Origin of the sequence: Streptomyces triticagri, assembly GCF_003429565.1 — a bacterium.
Classification (GTDB): domain Bacteria; phylum Actinomycetota; class Actinomycetes; order Streptomycetales; family Streptomycetaceae; genus Streptomyces; species Streptomyces triticagri.
This window is the reverse complement of record NZ_QUAK01000029.1, coordinates 1-10,488: the sequence shown is the minus strand read 5'-3', so window position 1 is coordinate 10,488 and position 10,488 is coordinate 1. Positions and strand designations below refer to the sequence as shown.

6 protein-coding genes and 2 pseudogenes are annotated in these 10,488 nt (G+C 71.7%); 3 read left to right on the top strand and 5 right to left on the bottom strand.

What is annotated here, in order from left to right; genetic code table 11:
• Positions 1-109: 109 nt before the first annotated feature.
• Entirely contained in the window at positions 110-2,689 is a 2,580-nt protein-coding gene (locus DY218_RS06770; RefSeq protein ID WP_128555001.1) for an ABC transporter permease, read from the bottom strand.
• The gene (locus DY218_RS06765; protein WP_128555000.1) at positions 2,686-3,474 is read right to left on the bottom strand and encodes an ABC transporter ATP-binding protein; all 789 of its coding nucleotides are present in this window, start codon (positions 3,472-3,474) and stop codon (positions 2,686-2,688) included. Before DY218_RS06765 ends, DY218_RS06770 begins: the two co-directional genes overlap by 4 nt.
• 466 nt (positions 3,475-3,940) lie before the next feature.
• Between DY218_RS06765 and DY218_RS06760 the strand changes: the two genes are divergently transcribed.
• The 3 genes from DY218_RS06760 (at position 3,941) to DY218_RS06750 (ending at position 7,952) form a co-directional block, all read left to right on the top strand.
• Entirely contained in the window at positions 3,941-5,593 is a 1,653-nt protein-coding gene (locus tag DY218_RS06760; RefSeq protein WP_233521410.1) for an MFS transporter, read from the top strand.
• Between the two features lie 188 nt (positions 5,594-5,781).
• Positions 5,782-6,270 carry a DUF485 domain-containing protein gene (locus DY218_RS06755; RefSeq protein ID WP_128554999.1) on the top strand — a complete coding sequence of 163 codons (489 nt, stop codon included), beginning with the start codon at positions 5,782-5,784 and terminating at the stop codon, positions 6,268-6,270.
• A 101-nt stretch (positions 6,271-6,371) separates the two neighbouring features.
• Positions 6,372-7,952: a sodium/solute symporter gene (locus tag DY218_RS06750; protein ID WP_128555002.1), complete on the top strand. Its 1,581-nt coding sequence runs from the start codon at positions 6,372-6,374 to the stop codon at positions 7,950-7,952.
• Between the two features lie 57 nt (positions 7,953-8,009).
• Here the strand turns inward: DY218_RS06750 and DY218_RS06745 are convergent, their stop codons facing one another.
• The 3 genes and pseudogenes from DY218_RS06745 to DY218_RS34880 form a co-directional block, all read right to left on the bottom strand.
• Entirely contained in the window at positions 8,010-8,903 is an 894-nt protein-coding gene (locus DY218_RS06745; protein ID WP_128554998.1) for a coiled-coil domain-containing protein, read from the bottom strand.
• A 284-nt stretch (positions 8,904-9,187) separates the two neighbouring features.
• A pseudogene (locus tag DY218_RS06740) lies at positions 9,188-10,168 on the bottom strand (SUKH-4 family immunity protein); the annotation flags it as partial.
• Position 10,169: 1 nt separating this feature from the next.
• Positions 10,170-10,488 (bottom strand): annotated as a pseudogene (locus DY218_RS34880) (SUKH-4 family immunity protein); the annotation flags it as partial.

Here is a 10,488-nt window from a genome sequence, read left to right as displayed (position 1 = left end):
GTGCGGGCCCCGGCGGTTTCCCGCCGGGGCCCGTCCCCCGGGGGCGCGCCCCTCGCGCCCCGCTCCCCCGTTCCCCCGTTGGTCCGGGGTGGTCTCGGTCCCAGTGGTGTCAGTCCGTGGCGATGGCGTTCAGGACGTTCATCCTGCCTGCGCGGAAGGCCGGGCCCAGGGCCGCGAACAGCCCCACGAAGGCGGACCCGAGGAAGACCGCGATGATCGTCGGCCAGGGGATCTCCAGGACTTCCAGGCCCTCGAGAGCGAGCAGTCGCTGTGCGGTCGCGCCCCAGCCCATGCCGAGCCCGAGGCCGAGCAGCGCTCCGAAGAGGGCGATGACGACCGATTCGAGCCGGATCATGCGGCGCAGCTGGCGGCGGGAGAGGCCGATCGCCCGCATCAGGCCGATCTCACGGGTCCGCTCGACCACGGAGAGCGCCAGGGTGTTCACCACACCGAGTACGGCGACGATGATCGCGAGGGCGAGCAGTCCGTACACGATGTTCAGCAGCTGGCCGATCTGGTCCTTGAGGGTCTGCTTGAAGTCGGTCTGGTCCTGGACCGTGTACTGCGGGTAGTCGGCCAGGGACTTTTTCAGGGCGCTGTAGGCCTGGTCGGTCTTGCCGTCGGCGGCCTTGGCGAACATCAGCATGTTGGGCGGCATGCGGTCGGCCGGTATGTACTGCGCGGCCGTGGCGATGTCGAGGTACATCGCGCCCTTGTCGATCGTCACGTCGTCGGAGGTGATGGCACCGATCTTCAGGGTGGCGGTGCGGCCCGCGGCGAAGTCGACGGTCAGTTCGTCGCCGGTCTTCAGGCCGTGCCGCTTGGCGTAGATGTCGCCGACCGACATGGCGTCCTTGCCGTAGGCGGCGGCGAGTTCGCCCGAGACGGTCTCGCGGCTGAGGTCGTCGGCGTAGCTCGGGTCGGCGGCCGAGAGCTCCTCGGAGGTGGTCTTGCCGTCCGGGGTGGTCACCTTGGCGTCGACGATCTTGTAGTTGGTGACGTGGTCGAGGTGTGGGCTGTTCTGCATCGCCTTGACGGCGCCGGGCACGATGGCCGAGCCGTCGTTGCTGCCGGACTGCATGATGAAGTCGGCGCCGACGGTTTTGTCGAGCTCCTCGGTCGCGGAGGCGACCATCGAGGAGCCGACCACCGACAGGCATGCCACCAGGGCGAGGCCGATCATGAGGGCGGCGCCGGTGGCGCCGGTCCGCCGCGGGTTGCGCAGGGCATTGCGCTCGGCCATGCGACCGACGGGGCCGAAGATCCGCAGCACGACGGCGCTGAGGACCCGGACGACGGCGCCGGCCAGGACGGGTCCGACGACGACGAAGCCGATGAGGCTGAGCACCACACCGCCGCCGAGCAGCAGCGAGCCCTCGGAGGCCTTGTCCGCCTGGGCGGCCAGGTAGAGGCCGGCGGCGCCGGCGCCGGTGAGGAGGGTGCCGAGGACGGCGCGCACCACACCGGCCTTGGTGTCGGCGGGTGTGCCCGCGTCCCGCAGGGCGGCCATCGGTGACACCTTGCCGGCCCGGCGGGCGGGCAGGTAGGCGGCGAGGACGGTGACGACGATGCCGAGGACCATGCCGATGACGGGGGTGGTCCAGTTGACCGTGAGGTCGTCGGTGGACAGCTTCATGCCCATCGAGCCCATCAGCTTCATCAGGCCGACAGCGAGTCCGACGCCGGCGGCGACGCCCGCGAGGGAACCGATCACGCCGAGCATCAGAGCCTCGACGAGGACCGAGCGGTTGACCTGCTTGCGGGAGGATCCGATGGCCCGCATCAGGCCGATCTCCCGGGTGCGCTGGGCGACCAGCATCGAGAAGGTGTTGATGATCAGGAAGATGCCGACGAGGAGGGCGATGCCCGCGAAGCCGAGCATCGCGTACTTCATGACGTCGAGGAACGAGCCCATCTCGTCCTCGTTGGCCTCGGCGGCCTCCGCCTGGGTCTGCAGCTTGTAGCTGCCGCCGAGCTCGGCGGCGACGGTCTGCTTGAGGGTCTCGTCGCTGGTGCCGGCGGTGGCGGTCACATTGAGGTGGGTGAACGCGTCGGCACGGTCGAGGAGTTGCTGCTGTGCGGTGCGGGTGTCGAGGAAGACGACGGCGGCACCCGGATTGGTCACCTTGAAGGAGGCGATGCCGGAGATCTTGGCCTTGAAGTCGCCGGTGACGGCGATGGTGCGCAGCTCGTCGCCGATCTTCAGGTGGTGTTTGTCGGCGGTGTCGGCGTCGACCATGATCTCGGTGGGGCCGCGCGGCGGGTGGCCGGAGGTGACCTCCATCGAACGCAGGTCGTTCTTCGTCCAGTTGCCCGCGATGGTGGGGGCTCCGCTGGTCGCGCCCACGTTCTTGTTGTCGGCGTCGACGACCGTGACGCTCATGCTGGAGACGGCACCCTCGGCCGACTGCACGCCGTCCGCGGCGCGCACCTGCTGCAGGGCGCCCGCCGGGAGGGTCTTCGGCTTGCCGCTGCGGGAGGCGTCCTCCTCGCCGTCGGCGTTCTTGGGGCTGACCGTGACATCGGAAGAGGTGACGGCGAAGAGCTTGTCGAACGTCGTGTTCATGGTGTCCGTGAAGACGAGCGTGCCGCACACGAACGCCACGGACAGCAGGACGGCCACGGCGGAGAGCGCCATCCGGCCCTTGTGCGCGAAGAAGTTGCGCATCGAGGTCTTGAGGACAGTCACGACGTACGCCCCCTGGCGTCGAAGTCCTTCATGCGGTCGAGGACCTGGTCCGCGGTCGGGTTGTACATGTCGTCGACGATGTGGCCGTCCGCGAGGTACAGGACGCGGTCCGCGTAGGCCGCGGCGACCGGGTCGTGGGTGACGGTGACGATGGTCTGGCCGAGTTCGTCGACGGAGCGGCGCAGGAAGCTGAGGACCTCGGCGCCGGCCCGGGAGTCCAAGTTCCCCGTGGGCTCGTCACCGAAGATGATCTCGGGTCGGGCGGCCAGGGCGCGGGCGACCGCGACGCGCTGCTGCTGTCCGCCGGAGAGCTGGGTGGGCCGGTGCTTGAGGCGTCCGGCGAGGCCGACGGTCTCGACGACACGGTCCAGCCAGGCCCGGTCGGGCTTGCGGCCCGCTATGTCCATGGGCAGCGTGATGTTCTCGATGGCGTTCAGGGTGGGCAGCAGGTTGTACGCCTGGAAGATGAAGCCGATGCGGTCACGGCGCAGCTGGGTGAGCTTCTTGTCCTTGAGGCCGGTGATCTCGGTGTCGTCCAGGAAGATCTGGCCGCTCGTCACGCTGTCGAGTCCGGCCAGGCAGTGCATCAGCGTGGACTTGCCGGAGCCCGACGGGCCCATGATCGCAGTGAACTGGCCGCGTGCGATGTCCACATCGACGTGGTCGAGCGCGACGACCCGGGTCTCGCCGGAGCCGTAGGCCTTGAGGACCTGGCGCGCTCGTGCCGCGACAGCCGTACGTCCTCCAGTGCCCCCGTGCCTGGGAATGGTCACAGCCGTTGTCACGGTATGTCTCCTATATCGGTGTGGTGAGTGCGGAGTTCACCGCGAGGGTCGCGGTGGAAGTCGTGGTGCGACCGCCTCGGGGCCGCTCCCTGCGGCCGCTCGGCGCGGTCTTCGCGTCTGCATTCAGTCTGCTGATCGGCAGGCCCCGGCGCCTTGGTGCGCAGCGCAGTCTTCAGCTGGGGAAAACCCCACCCCCCGCCCTGCTGGATCCCGCAGGGCGGCCGCCGCGGGCCCCGTACCGTCGTACGGCTCCCGCACCGTCGCGCCATGAACAGGCTAGGCAGCGCCCGGCCCTTGCCTCCTCCTCCGGCGGTACGAACCGTCCCCTGGCCGGAGTACGGAGGATCCCTTAAGGGTCCTCCACCCGTCGGTGGAGGGGTTCTCGGGGCTCTCCACCCTCCCCTGCCCTGCCGCCCGGGTGAGATGGTGTCCCCGGCGCAATAGATGCACGGGGAAAGGATTTGCGGTGACCGCCAGTCAGGCCGCCGGCCACACCGACCGGGACCGGCAGCCGACCCGGCGAAGAGGCCCCGTCGTCGCGGCCCTCATGCTGTCGATGGCACTGTCCGCACTCGACTCGACGATCGTCGCGACGGCCGTCCCGCAGATCGTCGGCGATCTGGGCGGCTTCTCGGTCTTCTCCTGGCTCTTCTCCGGCTATCTCCTTGCCGTCACGGTCACCCTGCCGGTGTACGGCAAGCTCTCCGACACCTTCGGCCGCAAGCCCGTACTGATCGTGGGCAGTTCCCTGTTCCTGCTCGGCTCGCTGCTGTGCGCGCTCGCCTGGGACATGACCGCCCTGATCGCGTTCCGCATCCTCCAAGGACTGGGCGGCGGCGCGATCCAGGGCACCGTGCAGACCCTGGCCGCCGACCTGTACCCGCTGAAGGAACGCCCCAAGATCCAGGCCAAGTTGTCCACCGTATGGGCACTGTCGTCGGTGGCGGGCCCGGCGGTCGGCGGTCTGCTCGCGGCGTACGCGGACTGGCGGTGGATCTTCCTGATCAATCTGCCGGTGGGCGCGGTCGCACTCTGGCTGATCGTGCGCCATCTGCACGAACCGGCCCGGGAACGCGACACACGCGCGCGTACCGACTGGGCGGGCGCGGCCGCGGTGTTCGCCTGCGGCGGTGTCCTGCTCACCGCGCTCGTCCAGGGCGGGGTGGCCTGGCCGTGGCTGTCGGCGCCGTCGCTCGCCCTGTTCGGTACGGGGCTGCTGCTCGCCGGCGCGGTCGTCGTGATCGAACGCCGGGCAGCGGAGCCGGTGTTGCCCGGCTGGGTGTGGCGGCGGCGCACCATCGCGGCGGTCAATCTGTCGCTCGGGGCGCTCGGCCTGCTGATGGTGGCGCCGACGGTGTTCCTGCCCACGTACGCGCAGAGCGTCCTCCGACTGGGGCCTATGGCGGCCGGGTTCGTACTGTCGGTGATGACGCTGAGCTGGCCGGTGTCGGCCGCGCTCAGCCAGCACGTGTACACCAGGATCGGCTTCCGCCGGACCGCGATGACGGGTATCGGCTCGGCGTTCCTCGTGCTGCTGGCCTTCCAGTTCCTGCCGTATCCGGGCTCGCCCTGGCAGCCTGCGCTCCTGATGCTGCTGCTCGGGGCGTCGCTCGGGCTCTTCCAACTCCCGCTGATCGTCGGTGTCCAGTCCACGGTGGTGTGGGCCGAACGCGGTACGGCGACGGCATCGGTGCTGTTCAACCGGCAGATAGGCCAGACCATCGGCGCCGCCCTGCTCGGCGCGGTCGCCAACGCGGTGATCGCCGGCCGGCTCGGCACCGCAGCCGACCTGGACTCGGTGGCACACGCCCCCTCGGACGACCGGGTCCGCCGGGCGGTGGACGCGGCCGTCGACTCGGTCTTCCTGTGGGCGGCGGGCGCGGCGGCGGTCGCCTTCCTGGTCCTGCTCGTGGTCGCGCCCCGCCGCTTCCCCGTGATAGCCCAGGACGCACCGGCCGCGGAACCGCCCACTCCACCCGTGGCGGGCGGCCCACCCGTACCCGACCACGACGAAGCCCGCACGCCCCCGAACGGATCCGCGCCGAACGGATCCGCGCCGGCCGCACCCGCACCCCGGCCGCCCGAACCACCGCATCCGGACGAACAGCGCACCGGCTGACACACCCGCCGTCACCGTGCTCCCGCACGCGGGGGTACGAGCCCGACCGGCCGGGTACGAAACCGCCGACCGCCCTTTGTTCCTGGTCAGTTCGCCGGAACCGCTGACTCTTCCTACACCGGCGAGTAACGTACCGGGCTCCTCCCTGTGGTTCCCCGAAGGGGACCGAGCCGCGCAAGGAGTCCGTCATGTCCGACCTGCACGGCGTCCCACCGCACCCCGAGCCCCACCCGCACGACCCGCACCGCCCCGACCGCCCTCCGCACCACAGCCCCGCGACCTACTTCAACCCACCCTCCGACCGCCGCCTCACCTACCCCTGGCAGCCGCCGCCACCACCCGCACCACCCCGCCGGCACCGGCGCGCCACCCCACCGCCGGGGCAGCACAGCGATCTGCGCCGGCTGCGCACCGCGTACCGCATACTGCGCCGGGTCGCCACGCTCACCGCGCTCGGCTACTTCACGCTCTTCCTCGTACTGTCCGCGTACGCCCCGTCCCTGATGACACGCGACGGGCTCGGCGGCCTGAGCACCGGCCTGCTCCTGATGTTCTGGCAGCTCCCGGTGACCTGCCTGGCCCTCTTCGTGTACGAGGCGTACGCCCGCGGCCGCGTCGACCCGCTCGCCCACCGGCTGCGCCGCCAGGCCGAAGCGGAGGCGGAGGACGCCCCGTGACGACGACGGCCCCATCGGCCGGTGCGGCGGCACCGGCCGCCCTGCCGCACGACTCCGAATCGCTGGCCGCCGTGGCCGAGTTCGGCCCGACCGCGCAGACCATGTCCCTGGTCGCCTTCACCGCCGTCGCCACGATCACGCTGCTGCTGTGCGTGATGACCGGACCCGACCGGGACGACCTGGACGAGTTCTACACGGGCTACCGGGGCCTCTCGCCGTTCCGCGGCGGCCTCGCGATCGCCGGCGACTACATCTCGGCCGCCACCGTGCTCGGCACCGTCGGCGTCATCGCCCTGACCGGCTACGACGGGGTGGTGCTCGCCCTGAGCACCGGACTGTCCCTGGTGCTGCTGATGTTCCTGCTGGCCGAACCGCTGCGCAACGCGGGCCGATTCACCATGGGCGACGCGATCGGCCGCCGGCTGCCCGGCCGTGCCGTACGGATGGCGGCCTGCGGCGCCACCATCGCCGCGCTGCTGCCGCTGATGCTGGTCCAACTCGCGGGCATCGGCGATCTGGTGGGGTTCGTCCTCGGCTTCGACAGCGCAGGCCTGAAGACCGGCTGCATCGTCGGCCTCGGCATCCTGATGATCAGCTACGCGGCCATCGGCGGGATGCGCGGCACCGCCCTGATCCAGGGCGTCAAGATGGTGATGCTGCTCGGCTCGGGCCTCGTCGTGGCGGCCCTGATGATGAGCCGGTTCGGCTGGAGCCCGGGCGACCTGGTGGCGGCCGCCGAACGGGGCAGCGGCGCCGGACCGGCGTACCTCCGCTCCGGCCTGCAGTTCACGGAGAGCTGGAACCCGCGGGTCGACATGATCTCCTCCGAGCTGACCGTGGTCCTCGGCGGCGCCTGCCTGCCGCACGTCACCATGCGCATGTACGCGTCGCGCAGCGCCACCGAGGTGCGCCGCTCGATGTCCTGGGCGGTGTCGATGGTCGTCGTGTTCATCCTGCTGATCGCCGTCATCGGGTTCGGCGCATCGGCCCTCGTGGGGCGGGAGTTGATCGCGGGCTCCGATCCGCAGGGCAACACGGCGCTGCTGCTCGGCACCCAGGGTGTGCTCGGCGCCGACGTCACCACCGCGGAGGCGCTGGTGTTCACGGCCATGGCCACCGCGATCTTCCTGACGGTCCTCGCCTCGGTGGCCGGAATGATCCTGGCCTGCGCCAACTCCCTGGCCCACGACGTCTTCGCGCATCGCAAGCGGCAGATCTCCGCCCGTACCGAGATGACCCTCGCCCGGGTGTCGGCGCTGACGATCGGCGCCCCGACCATCCTGCTCGCCACCCTCGCGCAGCACCGCACGCTGCAGCCGCTGGTCGTCCTGTCGTTCACGCTCGGCGCCTCCGCGCTGGCGCCGACGCTCGTCTACGGGCTGTTCTGGCGCCGCTTCACCCGTGCCGGGCTGCTGTGCACCCTGATCGGCGGCACGGTCGGCTCGATCGTCCTGATGTCCGGCACCAACCTGGTGTCGGGGTCACCCGCATCGGCGTTCCCCGGCATGGACTTCAACTGGTTCCCGTTCACCACACCCGGCATCGTCACCATCCCGCTCGGCTTCCTGCTCGGCTGGCTCGGCACGGTCCTCAGCCCGCGCGAACGCCAGGCCTCCCAGCGCCGGCAGTACGAGGCGGTGGAGCGGTGGATCCTCGCGGGGGCGGTACGGCGGAGGAGATGAGCGTACGAGGACGGTGGCGGGGGCGGGCGGGGCGCGGGCCCGGACCGGGAATGTCCGTCACGCGTGCTCGTCCACCGGGTCGCGGCCGGTGAGCGAGGCCAGACTGTGGCGGACGTGATCCATCCGGGCGTGCATCTCCTCGCGCGCCTCGTCGTGCTCGCGCAGGATGCGCGCCGTCTCGCGCTCGACGCGTTCGGCCGCGGCCCTCGCCTCCGCGACCAGATCGGCGGCGCGTGCGTCGGCGTCCTCCTGCCGGTGCCGGGCCGCCTCCTCCGCCTCCGCGAAGCCGCGCCGCAGATCGGCAAGCCGGTCCTCGGCGGCCTGCGTACGGGCGGCGATCGCGGCCTCCTGCTCGGCGAGGCGCCCGGCGAGCTCCGCGTCGAAGGCCTCGGTGCGCTCCTGCTCGTCCTGCCGCTGCGCTGCGAGCAGAGCGGCGCCCCGTTCGCGGAGCTCCTCGAGCTCGGTGTGCAGGGTGGCGTTCAGCTCCGCCACCTCGCTTCGGGCCGCGGACCGTTCCGCCGCTGCGGTCTCCTCCGCCGCGGCCAGGATCTGCGCCGCATGCTGCTCGGCCGCCGCCCGGAGCTGGTCGGCGTGCGCGAGGGCGGCCGCCCGCTGCTGCTCGGCGTGCGCGGCGGCCGCGGCCTCCTCGGCGGCGGCGTACTGCCGGGCGGCCGCCGTCACATCGGCGGCCTCCTCCTCGACGGTGGCGAGCAGCGAGATGGCCCGCTCGCCGAGCGTCTCGAACGTCTGCGGCGGGAGCTCGGCGACGACGCGGCGCAGGCGGGCCGCCTCCGCCTCCAGCTCCTCGACGGCGGCCGTCAGCCGGTCGACCCGGTCCGCGGCCTCGTCGCGGTCGGCGGTGAGCACCGCGAGACGGGTGTCCACCTGCTCGGGCCGATAGCCGCGTCGCCTCACCACGTCGAAACCGTGCGGTGACGTCGGTGCACTCATCGGGGAGCCCCTCTCCGGCCTGCTGTGTACTCGGCGAGGTCGCGCGAAGCACTCATAACGCGACACTCCACCCATCCTCCCGGTCAAGGATGCGGCAACATGCGCCGAAAGTCGGAATCGAGCCGGATCGGGTGGGCGACCTCACACCCCGCAAGGCGCCCGGGCACCCCGAAGGGCACCCGTACATGCCGAAGGGCGTCCGTACATGCCGAAGGGCGCCCCGTCCGAGGACGGGACGCCCCAGTGGCGACACGTACGACCCGCGAAGGGTCAGCGGGAGAGCTTCAGAGCAGCCCGTCCCACATCTGCTCGAGCAGCACCGACCACCAGCTCTCCGGCGACGACAGGGCCGCCGGGTCGAGCGCGGACAACTGCTGCTGGAAATCGACGGTCCAACGGCCCGCCTGCTCCTGATTGAGACCGAACCGCAGCCGCCACATGTGCCCGAGCAGCGCCAGGCAGCGCACGAACTCGGGCAGCCCCGTGTTCACGAACTGCGGCGGCACCGGCGCACCGCCGGGCCCTGCCTCCACCGGCACGGCCACGATGTGCGCCGTGCCGTACTGCACACAGATCGCCCGGCCGAAGTCACTGCCCATCACCAGGTACGAACCGGCATCGGACGCGGCCTGCACGCCACGCTCCTGCGCGAGCTCGGCCAGCGTCGGCACCGGACGGCCGGGCTGCGCCTGCGCCCAGAAGAACGGCCCGAAATCGACCGGCAGACCGGCCATCATCAGAACGTGCGCGACCAGGTCCGGCACGCCCTGCCGGGACACGGCCCGCTGGTCGAAACGGAACACACCGGGCCCGAACGCCGACGCCAGCTCGTGCGCCACGCCCTCCGGCGGGACCTGCGGCGCGGGCGGCATCGGCTGCAGCGGCGCGCGCACCGGCGCAGGACGCGCAGGACCGTCCGCGACCTGATGCAACTCGCCCTGGTGGGCGATCAGTTGCTGCATGCCCTGCTGCCGGCTCGCATGGTCCCTGCCGTACGGCGCGATGCTGGTGATCCGCGCCTGCGGCCAGGTCTCCCGGATCATCCGGGCGCAGTACGCACCGGGCAGCTCGCAGGACTCCAGCTCGGTGTGGAGCTCGAGGACCTGCTGCGGCGGCACGTTCATCGCACGCAGCTCGTGCAGGATCTGCCACTCCGGGTGCGGGGTGCCGGGCGCCGAGCGGCGGATCAGCTGCTGCTCGGAACCGTCCTGGGCGCGGTAGCGCAGCACGGCCTGGTAGCCGGGGCCGACGAGCGGCGCACCGGCNGGTAGCGCAGCACGGCCTGGTAGCCGGGGCCGACGAGCGGCGCACCGGCCGGCGGCTGCGGATAGCCGTACGCGCCGCCCTGCGCCGGAGCCCCGGGCGCACCCGGCGGCGGGCCGGGCGGCTGCGGAGCGCCGGGGCCGGACGGGCCGGCCAGCATCGTCGCCGCGTGATGCACACCACCGCCCTGGCCGGGAGGCTGGGCCCCACCAGGAGCGCCGGGGGCGCCAGGCGCACCGGGCGGACCGGGAGGCGCCGGAACCCCGCCACCCTGACTCGGATCCGCCAACATCGTCGCCGCATGATGCACACCACCGCCACC

What these genes read in the sequence shown, in the direction of transcription:
- DY218_RS06745 (WP_128554998.1), bottom strand. Translation starts at nt 8,903, where the DNA reads ATGAGTGCACCGACGTCACCGCACGGTTTCGACGTGGTGAGGCGACGC.
- DY218_RS06755 (WP_128554999.1), top strand. Translation starts at nt 5,782, where the DNA reads ATGTCCGACCTGCACGGCGTCCCACCGCACCCCGAGCCCCACCCGCAC.
- DY218_RS06750 (WP_128555002.1), top strand. Translation starts at nt 6,372, where the DNA reads ATGTCCCTGGTCGCCTTCACCGCCGTCGCCACGATCACGCTGCTGCTG.